This is a genomic window from uncultured Methylibium sp. (assembly GCF_902826655.1).
Classification (GTDB): Bacteria; Pseudomonadota; Gammaproteobacteria; order Burkholderiales; family Burkholderiaceae_C; genus Methylibium.
Map to the genome: position 1 here is coordinate 1 of NZ_CADEFR010000049.1, position 16,183 is coordinate 16,183.

Here is a 16,183-nt window from a genome sequence, read left to right on the forward strand (position 1 = left end):
CAAGAACTACTTCTACCCCGACCTGCCCAAGGGCTACCAGATCAGCCAGTACGAGCTGCCGGTGGTGCAGGGCGGCGTGGTGCCCTTCCTGCTGGACGGCGAGGCCCGCAGCGTGCGGCTCACGCGCGCCCACCTCGAAGAGGACGCCGGCAAGTCGGTGCACGACGTCGCCATCGAAGGCGAAGGATCGACCACCAGGACGGGCATCGACCTCAACCGCGCCGGCACGCCGCTGCTCGAGATCGTCTCCGAACCCGACATGCGCTCCAGCAAGGAGGCGGTCGAGTACGCCAAGGCGCTGCATGCGCTGGTGGTGTGGCTGGGCATCTGCGACGGCAACATGCAGGAGGGCAGCTTCCGCTGCGATGCCAACGTGTCGGTGCGCAGGCCCGGCGCCCCCTTCGGCACGCGCCGCGAGATCAAGAACCTCAACAGCTTCCGCTTCCTGCAGCAGGCGATCGACTTCGAGGTGCAGTGGCAGATCGACCAGGTCGAGGACGGCCTGAAGATCCAGCAGGCCACCGTGCTGTTCGACCCCGACTCGGGCGAGACACGCGCGATGCGCAGCAAGGAAGACGCGCACGACTACCGCTACTTCCCCGACCCGGACCTGCCGCCGCTGGTGATCGAGCCGGCCTGGATCGACCGCGTGAAGCGCGACATGCCCGAGCTGCCGAGCGTGATGGCAGCGCGTTTCGAGCGCGAGGACGGCCTGGCCCCCTACGACGCGGCGATGATGACGCAGAGCCTGGCGTTCGCGCGCTGCTACGAGGCCGTGAAGGCGGTCGGCGCGCCGGCCAAGCTGGCCGCGAACTGGCTGATGGGCGAGGTGTCCCGCCGGCTGAACAGCGAGGAGCGTTCCATCGACGCCAGTCCGGTGTCGCCGGTGACACTGGCCGCACTGATCGCGCGCATCGCCGACGGAACGCTGTCGAACAACGGCGCCCGGCAGGTCCTGGAAGTGCTGTGGTCGGGAGAGACCGACGTCGATGCAGTCATCGAGGCCAAGGGCCTCAAGCAGATGTCCGACACCGGCGAACTGGAGCGCATCGTCGACGAGGTGCTGGCCGCCAACCCCAGGTCGGTCGACGAGTACCGCGCCGGCAAGGACAAGGCCTTCAACGCACTGGTGGGCCAGGCCATGAAGGCCAGCAAGGGCAAGGCCAATCCGGCCCAGCTGAACGAGCTGCTGAAGAAGAAGCTCGCCGGCTGAGGGGCGCGCGGCTCAGGGCTTCTTCGCGCTGCTGGCTTCGGTCTTGACCGCGGCGGCCGCCGGAACCGGCGACGGCAGCGAGCCCGGCTCGGCGCCGCCCCACAGCTTCTTCAGGTGCACCAGCTCGGCATCGAAGAGCGCGGTCACGCGGCCGAGTTCGGCCTTCTGGTTGCCGACCAGCTCGCGCTGCGCCGTGGCCGTCACGTCGATCGACTCGATCTGCCGCTTGAGCTTGGCCGGCAGCGGCTTGCCCTTGTAGAACTCGGCCTCCTCGAGCAGCGGCTTGCGGTCCTTCTCAAGGTCCGCCAGGCGCTGCTCCGACGCGCGGATGCCGGCCCGCACGTCGTCGAGCGCGGCCTCGCGCGCCTTGCGGTGCGCGTCCTCGGTCGGGTAGCGCGCCAGCAGGTTGCGGTCGCGGCGGATCGCTTCCTGGCGGCTGGCGCGCTCCTGGAGCTTGCGGCGTTCGGACTCCTCCAGCGCCGCGCGCTCGTCCGAGGTCAGGCTCGGCGGCAGCATGGTGCGCAGCGAGCCGTCGCGATTGAGGACGCGCTGCTCGCGGTCCAGGCACTCGGCGATCGGACGGTCGGAGGTCAGGCGCTTGCCGGAGGCATTGGTGCACGTGAAGATCGCGCCCCCGCCCCCCGACTGGGCCAGCGCGGCCGGCGCCAGCGAACCGGCCCCTGCGGCCCATGCAGCCGCCCACACCACACCGATGCCCAGGCCCCGTCGACCGATCCCCGACATACCCAACGCTCCTTCCTGAGTCTCAGACGCCGTAGCGGTCGCGGTAGGCGCGGACGCGCGGCAGGTGCTCTGCCAGGCTCGCGTCGGCCCGGGATTCCAGATACTGCAGCAAGTCCGTCAGGGTGGCAATCGACACCACCCGCAGGCCCAGCTCGCGTTCAACGCTCTGGACCCCCGACAGGTTGGCCGACTCGTTCGCCAATTCCTGCCGGTCCAGCGCGATCGCGATGCCGCAGGGCGTCGCGCCGGCGGTGCGGATCAGGTCCGCGGCCTCGCGCTTGGAGGCGCCGTCGCTGATCACGTCGTCGATCACCAGCACCCGGCCGCGCATCGGGGCGCCGACCAGCGTGCCGCCTTCGCCGTGGTCCTTGGCCTCCTTGCGGTTGTAGGCGTAGGGGACGTTGCGGCCCAGCCGCGCCATCTCGATCGCCACCGCAGCCGCCAGCGTGATGCCCTTGTAGGCCGGTCCGAACAGCACGTCGAACTCGAGCCCGGAGGCAAGCAGGCGACGTGCATAGAATTCCGCGAGGCGGCCGAGCTTGGCGCCGTCGTCGAACAGGCCGGCATTGAAGAAGTACGGCGACAGCCGACCGGCCTTGGTCTTGAACTCCCCGAAGCGCAGCACGCCGGCCTCGACCGCGAAGGCGACGAAATCCTGTGCCAGCGCGTCGGTCGGGGCCGTGGTCGTCATGGGGAGGTGCTCGTGTTGCGTCTGGTGTCGCTCAATCTGAACGGGATCCGCTCCGCGGCCAGCAAGGGCTGGGTCGAATGGGCCGAGCAAACGGGCATCGATTGTATGGGCGTGCAGGAGCTCAAGGCCCAGGCCGCGGACCTCGGCGACCGCTACGCGCAGGTGGCCGGCATGACGGGCCACTTCCACTATGCCGAGCAGAAGGGCTACTCCGGCGTGGGCCTGTACTCGCGCAAGAAGCCCAGCGACGTGATCGTCGGCATCGGCGAGCGCGAGTTCGACGCCGAGGGCCGCTACGTCGAGGCGCGCTTCGACACCGCGAAGCGCAAGCTGTCGATCGTCAGCTGCTACTTCCCCAGCGGCTCCAGCTCCGAGGAGCGACAGCAGGCCAAGTTCCGCTTCCTCGCGGTCTTCTACCCCTACCTGCTGCGGCTCAAGGCCGAGCGCGAGTTCATCCTGGTCGGCGACGTCAACATCGCGCACCAGCAGATCGACCTGAAGAACTGGCGCAGCAACCAGAAGAACAGCGGCTTCCTGCCCGAGGAGCGCGCCTGGATGACGCGCGCGATCGGCGAGCTGGGGCTGGTCGACGTGCACCGCACGCTGCGACCCGAAGACACCGGCGAGGCCTACACCTGGTGGAGCAACCGCGGCCAGGCCTGGGCCAACAACGTCGGCTGGCGCATCGACTACCACCTGGCGACGCCGGCGCTGGCCGCCAAGGCGCGCGAGGTCAGCGTCTACAAGGCGCAGCGCTTCTCGGACCACGCGCCGCTCATCGTCGACTACGACCTGAAGCTGTGACTGTGACCACCCCCGTTGCGGCTTCGCCGCTCCCCCTCGAAGGGGGCGCCGCTGGCAGTCCGGCCAAGCCGGACTGCGGCGGCCGCTGGACGGGATCGCGCTGGAGCTCCGCGTGAGCAAACGCTTGCCGAATCAGCTCGAGGCCTGGGAGGCCGCCGCGCTGATCGCGCGGCGCGAGCTGAGCGCCGAGGCGCTGCTGATCGGCTGCCTGGAGCGCATCGCCGAGCGCGAGTCGGCGGTGCGCGCCTTCGCCGTGCTCGACGCCGATGCGGCGCTCGCGAGAGCGCGCGCACTCGACGCCGGTTCGTGGCGCGGCCCGCTGCACGGGCTGCCGCTGGGCGTGAAGGACCTGTTCGACACCGCCGACCTGCCGACCTCGTACGGCACGGCCATCCATGCCGGGCACCGCCCCGCCGCTGATGCCGCGGCCGTCGCGCTGTGCCTGGAGGCCGGCGCCGTGCTGGTCGGCAAGACCGAGACGACCGAACTCGCGACCATGCAGCCCGCGCCGACGCGCAACCCGCACGACGCAGCGCGCAGCCCGGGCGGCTCGTCCAGCGGCTCGGTGGCCGCGGTGGCCGACTGCATGCTGCCGATCGCGCTGGGCACGCAGACGGCCGGCTCGATCATCCGGCCGGCCGCCTACTGCGGCGTGGTCGGCTACAAGCCCAGTCTCGGGCGCGTGCCGCGCGCTGGCCTCAAGCTGCAGTGCGAGAGCATGGACACGGCCGGCGGCTTCGGCCGCAGCGTGCGCGACGCGGCGCTGCTCGGCTCGGTGCTGCTGGGCGACGAGCGGCTGCGCTTCGCCGACACGCCGGCCGCGCCGTCCACGCCGCGCATCGGCCTGGTACCGACGCCGTGGTGGTCGCAGGCCGATGCCGACGTGCAGGCCGCGTGGGTGCGGGCCGTCGCGGCCCTGGCGCCGCACGGCATCGAGGCGGCGCTGCCCGCCGGTTTCGACGCCCTGGTGCCGCTGCAGAAGCGCATCATGTTCCACGAGGCCGCGCGCTCGCTGAGCCACGAGCGCGTGCGTCACCGCGAGGCACTGAGTCCCGGCCTGCAGGCGATGCTGGACGAGGGCCTCGCGATCCCGGTCACGCAGTACCAGGCCGATCTGGTCGCGGCCGCCGACTGGAGGCGCCGCATCGACGCCCTGTTCGACGACCACGACCTGCTGCTCGCGCCCAGCACCACCGGCGAGGCGCCGACGATGGCCAGCACCGGCGATCCGCTGTTCTGCCGGCCGTGGTCGCTGCTCGGCCTGCCCTGCGTGCACCTGCCCTTCGCGCGTGGCGCGGGCGGGCTGCCGGTCGGCCTGCAGGTCGTCGGCCGGCACGGCGACGACCACCGCCTGCTGGCCGCGGCACACTGGGTGCACCAGCGGCTGCTCGCCTGACGCCGCAACGACCGCGACCGGAGACCTTCATCATGCGCACCCCAGCACTCGTCATCGGCATCCTGCTGCTCGTGGCCGGCGGCCTGATCTCGGCCGGCATCGTCAGCATCGACAAGCAGGAGACGGTCGCCAAGATCGGCCCGCTCGAGGTCACGACGACCGAGCAGAAGAAGCCCGCGCCGGTGGTCGGCTACGTGCTGCTGGGCCTGGGCGCGCTGCTGGTCGTCGCCGGTGTCGCGGCGAAGAAGTAGCCCGGCGCCGGGCTACTCGCGGAACTGGCAGCCACCCGGCTGCAGCGCCTTCTGCGACAGGTAGCCGTAGCGCGTGCCGTCCCAGCGATAGATCGGCATGCAGCCGCCGGGATTGGCGACCCCCAGGTCGAGCAGGCCGGCATGGGCGGTCGGCTGCACGATCACCTCGACGCCGGGCACGTAGCCGAGCCGTTCGGTCCAGCGCCCCTGCGCGTCCTTGATGAACAGCGCGACGTTGCCGCCCAGGCTCTGGGCGAAGCAGCGCGACGCCGCCAGATAGAGCAGCACCTCGGGCCGGCCGTCGCCGTCGAGGTCCAGCACCTCGGCCTGCGGCTTCAGCGGCGTGGCGCAGCCCTCGCGGTAGTGCCCGCCGTCGCGGGCCTGCAGGCCCGCGGCCTGGTGGATGGCGGCCAGCTCGTCGGGCGGCAAGGCCGGTGCGGCGCCGGCGGCCGCGGCGCCGAAGGCCAGCACCGCCGGCAGGCTCCAGCGACGGCCGCGCATCAGCGGGACTCGTCGCGCGTCGGCGTGCGCGGCCGGCTGGCGACGCGCTCTGCGCCGTCGTCGAGCGCGGCGCGGTCCCAGCGCTGCGCCGGCTTGGGCGCGCGCTCGTACAGCGGCAGCACCTTGGGCAGGTTGGCCTCGATGTCCTTGATGCGCGTCGGCCCCTGCGGGTGGGTCGAGCCGTATTCGGCCAGCTTGCTGCCGCCGTTGCCGCCGCCCCCGCCGCCGGTGGCCTGGCCCATCTTGGTCCACAGGCTGACGCCGGAGCGCGGGTCGTAGCCGGCGCGCGCGGCGAGTTCCATGCCGACGAGGTCGGCTTCGGATTCGTCGTCGCGGCTGAACTTGAGCGACAGCAGCTGGGCGCCCATGCCGGCCAGGGTGCGCCCGGCACCGCCCAGGCCGAACAGCGCCGCGCCGATCTCCAGGCCGATGTTGGTGGCGGCCGACTTGCCCATGCGCTCGCGCGCGTGCTCGCGCAGCGCGTGGGCGACCTCGTGGCCCATCACCATCGCGACCTCGTCGTCGCTGAGCTTCAGCTGCTCGATCAGGCCGGTGAAGAAGGCGATCTTGCCGCCCGGCATGCAGAAGGCGTTGATCTGCTTGCTGGACAGCAGGTTGACCTCCCACTTCCAGCCGGGCGCGCGGGCGTTCCACTCGGGCGTGAAGGGGATGATGCGCTGCGAGATCGCGCGCAGCCGCACGGTCTGGGTCGCGCTGGCCGGCAGCAGCGCGTTCTTGCCGCGCGCTTCGGCCAGCAATTGCGCGTACTGCTGGGTCGCGGCCTGCTCGACCTGCTCGGCCGGCACCAGCTTGGAAAAGCTCGACTGCTTGCCGACGTCGACGCCTTCGCGCGCCAGCGCGGGCGCGGCCAGGCCACCGGCCAGCAGCGCGACCGTGAAGTCGCGCCGCCCGGGCTGCGCCGGCGCATCACTGCCACGCAGCCGCGCGAAGGCGGCGCACAGGCTGCAGTGGTAGCTGGGAGCGTGATCGAAGCGGTCCATGGCGGTTTCGAGTCCCTAGTCCTTGTCGCGTTCCAGCATGCGGCGAACCGACGGCAACAGCAAGTAGGCCGGGAAGGCCAGCCAGAAGGTCAGGAAGAAGTAGACCGGATAGCCCAGCTCCTGCGCGCCGATGCCGCCGGCCCAGCCGGCCACCGAGCGGCTGAAGGCGAAGATGCTGGACAGGATCGCGTACTCGGTGGTCGCGCGCTCCTTGCTGGTGATCGCCATCAGGAAGGCCAGGAAGGCGCCGGTGCCCAGGCCCTGGGTCAGGCTCTCGAAGGCGCTGGCGCCGTAGACCAGGGCGCGGTGCAGCGGCTCGACCTCCAGGCCCGTGGCCAGTGCGCCCGGCGTCATCAGCGGCACCTGCGAGGCCACCGCCGCGTAGACCAGGTTCGACGCGGCCTGCCACAGGCCCAGCACCCACAGGCCGCGGAAGATGCCGCGCTTGTCGACGTACCAGCCGCCGATCAGCCCGCCGGCGATCGACAACGCCAACCCGAGGTTGACGCTGACCAGGCCGATCTCCTCGGGCTTGAAGCCGGCGTCGACCCAGAAGGGCTTGACCATGAAGCCCATCGCCGCGTCGCCCAGCTTGAACAGCAGGATGAAGGCCAGCACCGCCACCATGCCCGGCCGCACCAGCAGCTCGACCCAGGCGCCGAACACCGGCCCCTGGCGCAGCGTCAGCGCCTGCGGCCCGCGGGCGGCGTGCACCAGCAGCGCGGCGCCGGCGAACATCAGGCCGACCGGCAGCGCGCCGCGGAACCACCACGTCGCGGCGACCGGCTGCAGCGCCGTCCAGCCCAGGGCCCGCGACAGCGGCCCGAGCGCCGGCCACAGCAGCCCCAGCAGGACCAGGCCCAGCGCCACCAGGAACAGCGGCTGCCCGCGCAGCAGCGCGAACTCGCCGCCGACGCTGCCGGGAGCCTCGCCGGCACGCGGCTGCTCGGGCGGCGCCAGCAGCGCCATCCCCGCATTCAGCCCGAACACCACCGCGCCCAGCGCGTAGGCGGCGGGCCAGCCGAGCGTGCCGACCACCACCAGCAGCACGCCGGCGGTCAGCATGCCGGCGCGGTAGAAGCCGATGCGCAGACCGTTGGCGAGGCCGTACTCGCGCGGGTCCAGCAGCTCGATCGTGTAGCCGTCGGTCGCGATGTCGTTGGTGGCCGACAGCACGGTGAACACGCCGATCGCCAGCCACACCCAGGGGCCGAGCGCGAAACCGAAAGCCGCGAAGGCCAGCATCACCGCCGCCATGCCGAGGTTGGCGCCGGCGATCCACCAGCGGTGGCGCCGCGCCCAGTCGACGGCCGGGGCCCACAGGAACTTGACCGTCCACGCCAGGCCCAGCAGCGACAGCAGGCCGATCTCGGCGAGCTCCACGCCCTGCTGGCGGAAGTAGACCGGGAACAGGTCGTAGAAGACGCCGAGCGGCAGGCCTTCGCTGAAGTACAGCAGCGCGACCCAGAACATCTTGCGGCGGTAGGCGGGGCGCGCGACGGTCATCGGCGGCATTCTAGGGAGCGGGCCTGGCGGGACATGGGCAGGTTCGCGACTCGGGTTCCCCGGCAGGACTACATTGCGGCCACGGTTCGACCGTGGTTCGTTCCATCATCCCTCACAGGAGACTCGCCGATGAACAAGCTGCTGCCCCTGGTGCTCGCGCTGGCCGCCGGTACCGCCTTCGCCCATGGTTGCCCCAACGAGATGAAGGCGATCGATGCCAAGCTCGCCACGGCCCCCAAGCTCAGCGACGCCGACCTGGCCAAGGTCAAGAGCCTGCGCAGCGAAGGCGAAGCTGCGCACAAAGCCGGCAAGCACGACGAATCGATGAAGGCGCTGGGCGACGCCAAGAAGATCCTCGGGATCTGAGGCGCCGGGGCCGCGCTCCGGCGCGGACCCTTGTGCCCGGGCGGTCCGCCCGCAACTTGGAGGGATGAACACGTCCCTCGCCCCCGCCGCCATGAGCATCGCCACGCCGCCCGGCACCGAGACGGTGGAGCGCCCGCGCGCCGTCGAGCGCCTGGTCACCGGTCAGCCGACCAGCGATGGCGCCGGCGTCAAGCTCACGCGCGTGCTGACCCAGCCGCTGCAGCGCCGGCTCGATCCCTTCCTGATGCTCGACGCCTTCGGCAGCGACGACCCGGGCGACTACATCGCCGGCTTTCCCGACCACCCGCACCGCGGCTTCGAGACGGTCACCTACATGATCGCCGGCCGCCTGCGCCACCGCGACAGCGCCGGCCACGAGGGCTTGCTGCAGAACGGCGGCGTGCAGTGGATGACGGCCGGCCGCGGCCTGATCCACAGCGAGCTGCCCGAGCAGGAGTCCGGCCGCATGGAAGGCTTCCAGCTCTGGCTCAACCTGCCGGCGCGCGACAAGATGGGCGAGCCTGGCTACCGCGACATCCAGAGCGAGGAGATTCCGGAGTTCGAGACCGGCGGCGTCACCGCGCGGCTGATCGCCGGCCGCAGCCACGGCGTCGATGGCGCGATGCAGCGCGAGGCGACGCAGCCGCTCTACCTCGACCTGCACTTCGCGCCGGGCACGCGCTTCGCGCAGGCGCTAGCCGAGGCGCACAACGCCTTCGTCTATGTCTACCGCGGCGACGTGGCGATCGGCGGCACGGCCGTGCCGACACAGCGCATGGCCATCCTGGCCAACACCGCCGGCAGCGACGGCACGGTGATCGAAGCCGGCGCCGAGGGCGCCCGCGCGCTGCTGATCGCCGGCCAGCCGCTGAAGGAGCCGATCGCGCAGTACGGCCCCTTCGTGATGAACAGCAACGAGCAGATCTTCCAGGCCGTCGAGGACTTCCGCGCCGGCCGGATGGGCTGACCGCTCAAGCCAACGTGGCGCGCGCGGCCTGCGCGCGTTCGCGCACGTGGCAGCCTTCGAGGTGGTCGTTGACCAGACCCATCGCCTGCATGAAGGCGTAGACGGTGGTCGGGCCGACGAAGCTCCAGCCGCGCTGCTTGAGGTCCTTGCTCATCGCGACCGACTCGGGCGAGGTCGTCATCGCCTTCAGCGCGGCCAGCGTGACGCGCTTCGGCCGCGAGCGCGCGGCCGGCTCGTGCCGCCAGGCATAGGCCGACAGCGAACCGAACTCGGCGCGCAGTTCGAGGACACGCTGCGCGTTGTTGATCGTCGACTCGATCTTGCCGCGGTGGCGCACGATGCCGGCGTCGCCCAGCAGGCGTTCGACGTCGCGCGCCGTGTAGCGCGCCACGCGCTCGGCGTCGAAGCCGTCGAAGGCGGCGCGGAAGTTCTCGCGCTTGTTGAGGATCGTCAGCCAGCTCAGGCCGGCCTGGAAGCCCTCGAGGCAGAGCTTCTCGAACAGGCGCCGGTCGTCGGTGACCGGGAAGCCCCATTCGTGGTCGTGGTAGTGGCGGTAGGCCGCGCTGGCTTCGCACCAGCGGCAGCGGGGGCAGGTGTCGTCGGCGACGAAGAGACCGGGGGCCAGTCGGGGCATGCGCATCCTTGGGATCGTCGGGGCGACATCATCGCGCAGCGCGCCTTGCCAGCCCGTCACTGCAACCAGTCGCCGAAGGCGGTGTCGATCGCCATGCCGACGGCCATCTCCAGCGTCGCCGGGTCGTCGAGCTCGCGGTGCTCGGTGACCAGCAGGCCCTGGCTCAGCTCGTAGCTCGAGTCGAACCAGCCGCAGCAGGGCGCGGCGGCCTGCGCTTCGCGCTCGTCGCGGGCGGCGCGGCGGGCGCGCGCCGCGGCCAGGGCGCTCGGCACGCGGCGCAGCGCGAGGGTCGGGGCGATGAAGCGGATGCTGGACATGGGGCACTCCTGGTTGGGTGTGCCTCCACTGTCGGCGGCGCGACCGACCCTGACCATCGCCCCGACCGTGGCCGGACGAGGGCTCCCCCGAAAGGATGCGCCACCCCCTTTGGGTCGTCGTCGCGCTCGTGCGCGCGTCCAGCGTTCAGCCCAGCGGGCGCACGCCGATCAGCCAGGCATGCGCCCAGAAGGCGAAGCCGGCCCAGGCACCGAGGCCGAGCACCAGCGTGGCCAGCGTCGCCGCCGCGCTGTCGCCACCGTAGCGGATGCGCTGCGAGCGGTCGCGCCGCCGCGCCGCGCGCAGGCTGAACACCGCCCACAGCAGGAAGCCGCCGAACAGCAGCACGTCGGCCAGCGTGCCGTTGGACAGCAGGTGGGCGAAGGCCCAGACCTTGACCGAGATCACCATCGGGTGGTGCAGGCGGGCCTTGAGGCGGTTGCCGGGCACGTAGGCGGCGGCCAGCAGCACGAAGGACGGCAGCATCAGCAGCGCGGCCACGTGCCGCATGAAGGTCGGCGGCTCCCACAGCGGCATCGGCTGCTGCCGCGCCAGCCCGTAGCCCCAGACGATCAGCGCGAACCCGGCCAGCGACATCAGCGTGTAGCCCAGCTTCCAGCGCTTCTCGCCGCCGCGCTGCGCCAGCACGCGCGTGCGCCAGGGCTCGGCGACGATGCGCAGCGAGTGGACACCGAGGAACAGGACGAGACCGAGAAGGAGGACGAAAGGCAGCATGGACGGGCTCCGCGAGCGCGGCAAGCGTAACGCAGCCGCGGTACGCTTGGCCACTGCCCCGACCCCGCCGGACACTGCCATGCTCCTCGACAGCATCGAGATCGAAACCGACGATTCACCGCGCGCCAGCATGATCGTGCTGCACGGCCTGGGCGCCGACGGCAACGACTTCGTGCCGATCTGCGACGAGCTCGAGCTCGACGCGGTCGGGCCGATGCGCTTCGTCTTTCCGCACGCGCCGACGCGGCCGGTCACGATCAACGGCGGCTACGTCATGCGGGCCTGGTACGACATCCTCGGCCCCGATCTCGCGCGGCGCGAGGACGAGGCCGGGCTGCGCGCCTCGCTGGCCGACGTGGAGGCGCTGATCGCCCGCGAGAAGAGCCGCGGCATCCCGGCGTCGCGCATCGTGCTGGCCGGCTTCTCGCAGGGCTGCGCGATGACGCTGCTGACCGGCTTGCGCCATGCCGAGCGCCTGGCCGGGCTGGTCGGGTTGTCGGGCTACCTGCCGCTGGCGTCGACGACCGAAGCCGAGCGCAGCGCCGCCAACGCCGATGTGCCGATCTTCCTCGCGCACGGCCGCGCCGACCCGGTCATCCCGCTGGCCCGCGCCAGCGCCTCGCGCGATGCGCTGCAGGCGCTGGGCCACCCGGTCGAGTGGCACGAGTACCCGATGCAGCACTCGGTGTGCCCGCCGGAGATCTCGGACCTGAACCGCTTCCTGCTGCGCGTCCTCGGCTGACTCAGGCCGGAGCGGCCCCTTCCGCGCTGCGCGCGGCAAGGCTGGCGCGCAGCGCCTTCAGGCGCTCGCGCGGGTCTTCCCTGGCGCGCTCCTCGTCGAGCTTCATCTCGGCGATGAAACGGCTGGGCTGCCCGGCGATGGTGTCGCGGCCGCGCTTGCGGCGCCTGAGCCAGCTGACCACCAGCGTGCTGCGCGCGCGCGTGATGCCGACGTACATGAGCCGGCGCTCCTCTTCGAGCCGCTGCACCAGCGCCGCGGCGCTCAGCGACTCGTCGTCGGTCTTGAAGGGCAGCAGGCCCTCGTTGACGCCGACCAGCTGCACGTGCGGCCACTCCAGGCCCTTGGCGGCGTGCAGGGTCGACAGCGTCAGCACGTTCTGGTCGTCGCCGCGCTCGGCCAGGCTGATGATGACGGCGATGCTCTGGGCGACCTCGAGCACGCTCTTCTTCTCGGTCTCGAAGGTCCCCGCGTCCTGCACGATGTCGCCGCCGCAGCGCTTGGCGATCCAGTCGACGAAGTCCAGCACGTTGCTCCAGCGTGCGGCGGCGAGCTTCTCGGAGTCCTCGCCGTCGTGCAGGTGCTGCTCGTAGCCGATGTCCTTCAGCCAGCCCATCAGCAGGGCCTTCGCGTCCTCGGCGCCACGGGTGTGGCGCGCACGGTGCTCGAGGTCGTTCACCAGGCGCCCGAACTCGTGCAGCGAACCGATGGCCTTGGCGCCGAGCGAGGCGCCCAGCGAATCGGCGAACAGCGCCTCGAACAGCGACACCTTCCAGCGCGACGCGAACTCGCCCAGCGAGGCCAGCGTCTGGTGGCCGATGCCGCGCCTGGGCGTGGTCACGGCGCGCAGGAAGGCCGGGTCGTCGTCTTGATTGACCAGCAGGCGCAGCCAGGCGCACAGGTCCTTGATCTCGGCCCGCTCGAAGTAGCTCTGCCCGCCCGAGACCTTGTACGGGATCTGCGCCTTGCGCAGCGCCTGCTCGAAGATGCGCGCCTGGTGGTTGGCCCGGTAGAGGATGGCGAAGTCCTTCCACTCCAGGTCCTGGCCTCCCGCCCCGCGCAGGGCCTGCACCCGCGCGACGGCGCGCTCGGCCTCGTGCTCCTCGCCGTCGCACTCGACCACGCGCACCGGTTCGCCGTCGCCGTGCTCGCTCCACAGCTTCTTCTCGAAGAGCTTGGGGTTGGCGGCGATCACGCGGTTGGCGGCGCGCAGGATGTGGCCGGTGGAGCGGTAGTTCTGCTCCAGCGGGATCACCTTCAGCGCCGGATAGTCCTGCGGCAGGCGCTTGAGGTTGTCGATCGTCGCGCCGCGCCAGCCGTAGATCGACTGGTCGTCGTCGCCGACCGCGGTGAACATCGCCGGGCGCTCGCTGCCGTCGCCGACCAGCAGCCGCAGCAGCTCGTACTGCTGCGCGTTGGTGTCCTGGTACTCGTCGACCAGCACGTGGCGCAGCTGCTGCTGCCACTTCGCGCGCACCGCGGCATCGCGCGTCAGCAGCGCGACCGGCAGGCCGATCAGGTCGTCGAAGTCGACCGCCTGGTACGCCGCCAGGCGCTCCTGGTAGCGCGCCATCACGCGCGCGGCCTGCACGTCGTCGGGGCCGGCGGCCTGCGCCTCGGCGGCCGCGGCGTCCAGGCCCTGGTTCTTCCACAGGCTGATGGTCCACTGCCAGCGGCGCGCGGTGGCGTTGTCGGTCGTGCCGCCGGCATCGCGCATCAGGCCCAGCACGTCGTCGCTGTCGAGGATCGAGAAGTTGCTCTTCAGGCCGATCGCCGCACCGTCCTCGCGCAGCAGGCGCACGCCGAGCGCGTGGAAGGTGCTGATGACCAGCTCCTTCGCCGCCTTGCCACCCACCAGGGCCCTGGCGCGCTCGCGCATCTCGGCGGCGGCCTTGTTGGTGAAGGTGATCGCGGCGATCTGCCGCGGCGACAGGTCGGCGCCGGAGCCGGGCTGCAGCAGCCGCGCGATCTTGTGCGTGATGACGCGCGTCTTGCCCGAGCCGGCGCCGGCCAGCACCAGGCAGGGCCCGGCGAGGTGATGCACCGCCTGCATCTGGGCGGCGTTGAGGGAAGCGGGGGGAGACAAGGCAGCGGGGGCGAGAAGGGCGCGCGATCATAGCCAAGCGTCGCGACGCCGCTGCATCGCATGCAGGCTGACATACTGCCCGCCCGATGGAAGCGATCCTCGCCGTCACGGTGCCCTTCTTCGCGCTGGTGCTGTGCGGCTATGTCGCCGCGCGCAGCCCGGTGCTGCCGGAGTCGGCGATCCCGGGCCTCAACGGCTTCGTGCTGTTCTTCGCGCTGCCCTGCATGCTGTTCCGCTTCGGCGCCAACACGCCGGTCGGCAACCTGCTGAACCCGGCGATGCTGCTGCTCTACGGCCTGAGCGCCGTGCTGATCGTCGGCTTCACGATCTGGGCGACGCGCAGCGAGCGGGTGCACCTCAAGGACGCGGCCTTCGGCGCGCTGGTCGCCGCCTTCCCGAACACCGGCTTCATGGGCATGCCGATGATGACGGCGCTGCTGGGCGCGGCCGCGGCCGGGCCGATGATGGTCACGCTGCTGGTCGACATGTTCATCACGACCTCGATCTGCCTCACGCTCGCGCAACTGCACGGCAACGCCCACCTGCCGCTGGGCGCGCGGCTGCGCATCGCGCTGCGCGGGCCGGTCGGCAACCCGCAGCCCTGGGCGATCGCGCTGGGCGCGGTGTTCTCGGCCGCCGGGCTGAGCCTGCCGGGGCCGATCGACCGCGTCGTCGAGCTGCTGGCCGGCGCGGCCACGCCGGTCGCGCTGTTCACGATCGGCGCGGTGCTGTGCCGCGCGGGACGGCACGTGCACACGCGCACGGCACCGGCGCTGTTCGTGCCGGTGGCGCTGATCAAGCTGTTCGTGCACCCGGCGCTGGTGTTCGCGCTGGGCTCCGCGATGATCGCGCTGGGCCTGCCGCTGACGGGCTTCCAGCTCACCGTGCTGACGCTCGCTGCAGCACTGCCCTCGGCCAGCAACGTGTCGCTGCTGGCCGAGCGCTTCGGCGCCGACAACGGCCGCGTGGCGCGCATCATCATGACCTCGACCCTGCTGGCCTTCGTCAGCTTCTCGGGGCTGGCCTGGTGGTTCGGCGTGAGGCCCTGAGCGGCGCGTGCGGTCGGTCACAGGTGCACGGCGCGCCGTTGCACTTTGTCAAGCCTGCGGTGCGCGGCGGTCGGCATGCTCGTGGCATCGCCGACCCCGGATGCCGACATGCCCCGTTCCCGCCTCGCTGCCCTGCTGATCACCGCTCTGCTGGGCCTGCAGGCCTGCGGGGGCGGTGGCGACGAGGCCGCGGGGTCGGGCAGCAGCAGCGGTGGTGGTGGCAGTGGGGGCAGCACGCCGACGACCCCGACGACGCCGGGCAGCCCCACCACCCCGACCGGCGCCGACCTCACCTGCGGCTTCGCCAACTTCCAGTCCGAGGCGCTGCGACTGATCAATGCGCGCCGCGCCGCCGGCGCCAGCTGCGGCACGCGCGGTAGCTTCGCGCCGGCGCCGGCGCTGGCCTGGAACGCCGCGCTGGCCAACGCCGCCTACGGCCACAGCCTGGACATGGCGACGCAGAACTACTTCGCGCACGACAGCCTCGACGGCCGCTCGCTCGGCACGCGCGTCACGGCCGCCGGCTACAACTGGTCGACCGTCGGCGAGAACATCGCGGCGGGCTACGCCACGCTGCCGGCGGTGATCGACGGCTGGATGACCAGCGACGGCCATTGCGCCAACCTGATGAGCGCCAGCTTCACCGAGGTCGGCCTGGCCTGCGCGCGCAACGGCGCCAGCACCTACGGCATCTACTGGACGCAGAACCTGGCCCGTCCGCGCTGATCGTCGCTAGGCCGCTGCCGCGAGCACGGCCGCCCCGGCCCAGCTCGCCGCCAGCACGGCCGCCACGCGCGCGGCATAGGCCGGGCCTCCGGCCACCAGCGCCACCGCGCTGCGCGACAGCGTGTTGACGCCGATCGCCAGCAGCGTGCCGGTGAGCGCACTGTGCAGCGGCAACGCGCCAGCCCCGTGCAGGGAGGCGAGCGTCACGACCGGCGCGTGCGCATCGGCCAGCGCCGCCAGCGCCACGCCGGCCAGCAGGCCGGTCTCGCCGAAGCGGCGCTCGACCATCGTGACGAATCCGGCGACACCCGCCAGCAGCGCCGCGGTCGCCAGCGCCTCGCGCGGCCGCAGCATCGCGCCCCGCGGCGTCGGCACGACCGCGCGCCCGCCCGGCGGCGGCCGTCGCAGCAGCGGCAGGGCCGCCAGCACCGCGCCGCCGGCCCCGGCCAGCGCCACCGG

19 protein-coding genes are annotated in these 16,183 nt (G+C 71.9%); 9 read left to right on the forward strand and 10 right to left on the reverse strand.

What is annotated here, in order from left to right:
* The coding region (gene gatB / locus QZV97_RS16045) for an Asp-tRNA(Asn)/Glu-tRNA(Gln) amidotransferase subunit GatB (RefSeq protein WP_295644652.1) at nt 1-1,213 on the forward strand (1,213 nt) is incomplete at its 5' end.
* A 12-nt stretch (nt 1,214-1,225) separates the two neighbouring features.
* Here gatB and QZV97_RS16050 read toward each other — a convergent pair.
* Nucleotides 1,226-1,957 carry a hypothetical protein gene (locus tag QZV97_RS16050; RefSeq protein ID WP_295644654.1) on the reverse strand — a complete coding sequence of 244 codons (732 nt, stop codon included), beginning with the start codon at nt 1,955-1,957 and terminating at the stop codon, nt 1,226-1,228.
* Nucleotides 1,958-1,979: 22 nt separating this feature from the next.
* Nucleotides 1,980-2,648 carry an orotate phosphoribosyltransferase gene (gene pyrE, locus QZV97_RS16055; protein WP_295644656.1) on the reverse strand — a complete coding sequence of 223 codons (669 nt, stop codon included), beginning with the start codon at nt 2,646-2,648 and terminating at the stop codon, nt 1,980-1,982.
* 12 nt (nt 2,649-2,660) lie between these two features.
* Between pyrE and QZV97_RS16060 the strand changes: the two genes are divergently transcribed.
* From QZV97_RS16060 to QZV97_RS16070, 3 genes are all read left to right on the forward strand, one after another.
* Nucleotides 2,661-3,452, forward strand: a complete 792-nt coding sequence (locus tag QZV97_RS16060; protein WP_295644659.1) for an exodeoxyribonuclease III — start codon at nt 2,661-2,663, stop codon at nt 3,450-3,452.
* 112 nt (nt 3,453-3,564) lie between these two features.
* Nucleotides 3,565-4,848, forward strand: coding sequence for an amidase (locus tag QZV97_RS16065; protein ID WP_295644662.1), 1,284 nt, complete (start codon nt 3,565-3,567; stop codon nt 4,846-4,848).
* Nucleotides 4,849-4,880: 32 nt separating this feature from the next.
* Nucleotides 4,881-5,099, forward strand: coding sequence for a hypothetical protein (locus QZV97_RS16070; protein WP_295644665.1), 219 nt, complete (start codon nt 4,881-4,883; stop codon nt 5,097-5,099).
* A 12-nt stretch (nt 5,100-5,111) separates the two neighbouring features.
* On the opposite strand, the gene QZV97_RS16075 is transcribed toward QZV97_RS16070, so the two are convergent.
* From QZV97_RS16075 to QZV97_RS16085, 3 genes are read right to left on the reverse strand one after another with little or no spacing between them, the layout of a single operon-like run.
* Nucleotides 5,112-5,600 carry a hypothetical protein gene (locus QZV97_RS16075; RefSeq protein ID WP_295644668.1) on the reverse strand — a complete coding sequence of 163 codons (489 nt, stop codon included), beginning with the start codon at nt 5,598-5,600 and terminating at the stop codon, nt 5,112-5,114.
* Nucleotides 5,600-6,601: a M48 family metallopeptidase gene (locus QZV97_RS16080; protein WP_295644671.1), complete on the reverse strand. Its 1,002-nt coding sequence runs from the start codon at nt 6,599-6,601 to the stop codon at nt 5,600-5,602. Before QZV97_RS16080 ends, QZV97_RS16075 begins: the two co-directional genes overlap by 1 nt.
* Nucleotides 6,602-6,616: 15 nt before the next feature.
* Nucleotides 6,617-8,107 (reverse strand): MFS transporter, encoded by a 1,491-nt coding sequence (locus QZV97_RS16085; protein ID WP_295644675.1) that lies wholly within the window; start codon nt 8,105-8,107, stop codon nt 6,617-6,619.
* Nucleotides 8,108-8,236: 129 nt separating this feature from the next.
* On the opposite strand from QZV97_RS16085, the gene QZV97_RS16090 reads away from it, so the two are divergent.
* Together QZV97_RS16090 and QZV97_RS16095 are read left to right on the forward strand one after the other, a co-directional pair.
* A complete protein-coding gene (locus tag QZV97_RS16090; RefSeq protein ID WP_295644678.1) occupies nt 8,237-8,473 on the forward strand; it encodes a hypothetical protein in 237 nt (78 codons plus the stop codon).
* Between the two features lie 91 nt (nt 8,474-8,564).
* Nucleotides 8,565-9,440, forward strand: coding sequence for a pirin family protein (locus QZV97_RS16095; RefSeq protein ID WP_295644715.1), 876 nt, complete (start codon nt 8,565-8,567; stop codon nt 9,438-9,440).
* A 4-nt stretch (nt 9,441-9,444) separates the two neighbouring features.
* Here QZV97_RS16095 and QZV97_RS16100 read toward each other — a convergent pair whose 3' ends face one another.
* From QZV97_RS16100 to QZV97_RS16110, 3 genes are all read right to left on the reverse strand, one after another.
* Nucleotides 9,445-10,074, reverse strand: coding sequence for a DNA-3-methyladenine glycosylase I (locus QZV97_RS16100; protein WP_295644680.1), 630 nt, complete (start codon nt 10,072-10,074; stop codon nt 9,445-9,447).
* Nucleotides 10,075-10,130: 56 nt separating this feature from the next.
* A complete protein-coding gene (locus QZV97_RS16105; protein ID WP_295644682.1) occupies nt 10,131-10,391 on the reverse strand; it encodes a hypothetical protein in 261 nt (86 codons plus the stop codon).
* A 145-nt stretch (nt 10,392-10,536) separates the two neighbouring features.
* On the reverse strand, nt 10,537-11,124 hold the full coding sequence (locus tag QZV97_RS16110) for an NnrU family protein (protein ID WP_295644685.1): 588 nt from the start codon (nt 11,122-11,124) through the stop codon (nt 10,537-10,539).
* Between the two features lie 79 nt (nt 11,125-11,203).
* Here QZV97_RS16110 and QZV97_RS16115 point away from each other — a divergent pair, with 79 nt between their 5' ends.
* A complete protein-coding gene (locus QZV97_RS16115; protein WP_295644687.1) occupies nt 11,204-11,866 on the forward strand; it encodes a dienelactone hydrolase family protein in 663 nt (220 codons plus the stop codon).
* 1 nt (nt 11,867) lies between these two features.
* Here QZV97_RS16115 and QZV97_RS16120 read toward each other — a convergent pair whose 3' ends face one another.
* Nucleotides 11,868-13,949: an ATP-dependent helicase gene (locus QZV97_RS16120; protein ID WP_295644690.1), complete on the reverse strand. Its 2,082-nt coding sequence runs from the start codon at nt 13,947-13,949 to the stop codon at nt 11,868-11,870.
* A gap of 86 nt (nt 13,950-14,035) precedes the next feature.
* Between QZV97_RS16120 and QZV97_RS16125 the strand changes: the two genes are divergently transcribed.
* Nucleotides 14,036-14,998, forward strand: a complete 963-nt coding sequence (locus QZV97_RS16125) for an AEC family transporter (RefSeq protein ID WP_295644693.1) — start codon at nt 14,036-14,038, stop codon at nt 14,996-14,998.
* Nucleotides 14,999-15,106: 108 nt separating this feature from the next.
* Nucleotides 15,107-15,724 carry a CAP domain-containing protein gene (locus tag QZV97_RS16130; RefSeq protein WP_295644697.1) on the forward strand — a complete coding sequence of 206 codons (618 nt, stop codon included), beginning with the start codon at nt 15,107-15,109 and terminating at the stop codon, nt 15,722-15,724.
* 6 nt (nt 15,725-15,730) lie between these two features.
* On the opposite strand, the gene QZV97_RS16135 is transcribed toward QZV97_RS16130, so the two are convergent.
* Nucleotides 15,731-16,180 (reverse strand): DUF4010 domain-containing protein, encoded by a 450-nt coding sequence (locus tag QZV97_RS16135; protein WP_295644700.1) that lies wholly within the window; start codon nt 16,178-16,180, stop codon nt 15,731-15,733.
* Between the last annotated feature and the right edge of the window lie 3 nt (nt 16,181-16,183).